This is a genomic window from Micromonospora sp. NPDC049580, from assembly GCF_040675595.1.
Classification (GTDB): Bacteria; Actinomycetota; Actinomycetes; order Mycobacteriales; family Micromonosporaceae; genus Micromonospora.
The window spans coordinates 1-1,200 of the sequence record NZ_JBFAPG010000826.1; the positions used below are offsets into that span (position 1 = coordinate 1).

At 67.7% G+C, this 1,200-nt stretch carries 1 protein-coding gene; it reads left to right on the forward strand.

Going from position 1 to position 1,200, the window contains the following annotated elements:
* Positions 1 to 196: 196 nt before the first annotated feature.
* Positions 197 to 1,135, forward strand: coding sequence for an ABC transporter permease (locus tag AB0J68_RS32375; RefSeq protein WP_354855389.1), 939 nt, complete (start codon positions 197 to 199; stop codon positions 1,133 to 1,135).
* Positions 1,136 to 1,200 lie beyond the last annotated feature (65 nt).

The window sequence follows — 1,200 nt, forward strand, 5'->3', positions numbered from 1 at the left end:
CTGATCCAGCGGATCCAGTACGCCCGCGGCCAGGTGGTACAGAGCAACATTTGGCAGTCGGCCGGGCCGCTCGCGTGGGCCCGCAGTCGGTGGCGCCGGCCTCCCCCGGGCCGGACGGCACGTCTCGGATATTTCGGGTACGACCAGAGATGCCGTCCTGCGACCCTTTCGCATATTTCCGGAGAGACTGCTAAGCATGTTCCGCTACATCTTGCGGCGCCTACTGCAGATGGTCCTGGCGTTCTTCGGGACCACCCTGATCGTCTACGCGCTGATGTTCGCCGGCCAGGGCGACCCCATCCAGGCCCTCGCGGGCGAACGCCCGGTGACGCCGGCCCAACGGGCCTACCTGACGGAGAAGTACCACCTCGACGCGACAGGCGTGGGCGGCTTCTTCTACCGCTACTTCGACTACGTCAAGAACCTGCTCCAGGGTGACCTCGGCCAGTCCCTGACCGGCCGCCAGATCGGCGACATCCTGCAGGCGGCCTGGCCGGTCACCCTCAAGCTCGCGCTCATCGCGCTCGCCGTGGCGATCATCTTCGGAGTCAGCGCCGGCGTGGTCGCCGGCATCCGCCGGGCCAGCATCTTCGACAACTCGACGCTGGTGCTGACCCTGCTCGTGCTGGGCATCCCGACCATCGTGCTGGCGCCGCTCGCCCAGTACTTCCTGGGCGTCAAGTGGCAGCTCTTCCCGCCCACCGCCGGCTCCCAGCCGACGTTCTACGCGCTGCTGCTGCCGGGCATCGTGCTCGGCTCGCTGTCGCTGGCCACCGCGCTGCGGCTGACCCGTACCTCGGTGGCCGAGAACCTGCGCGCCGACTACGTCCGGACCGCGCGGTCCAAGGGCCTGGTCAAGCGCCGCATCGTCACCGTCCACGTGCTGCGCAACTCGCTCATCCCGGTGGTCACCTTCCTCGGTGTGGAGCTGGGCAACCTGATGAGCGGCGCGATCATCACCGAGGGCGTCTTCAACATCCCCGGCGTGGGCTTCAACCTCTTCCGCGGCATCCGCACCGAGGACGGCCCCCTGGTGGTGGGCATCGTCAGCGTGCTCGTCGTGGTCTACCTGGTCTCGAACCTGGTGGTGGACGTCCTGTACGCCGTACTCGACCCGAGGATCCGCTATGAGTGAGCGCAGCGAACGAATCATCAGCGCAGCGTGCTTGGGCTCTCATGCCGGCACCGAGCGCAGCGAGG

Bases quoted from the DNA above. Each gene is read 5' to 3' on its own strand.
- AB0J68_RS32375 (WP_354855389.1), top strand. From the start codon at position 197: ATGTTCCGCTACATCTTGCGGCGCCTACTGCAGATGGTCCTGGCGTTC.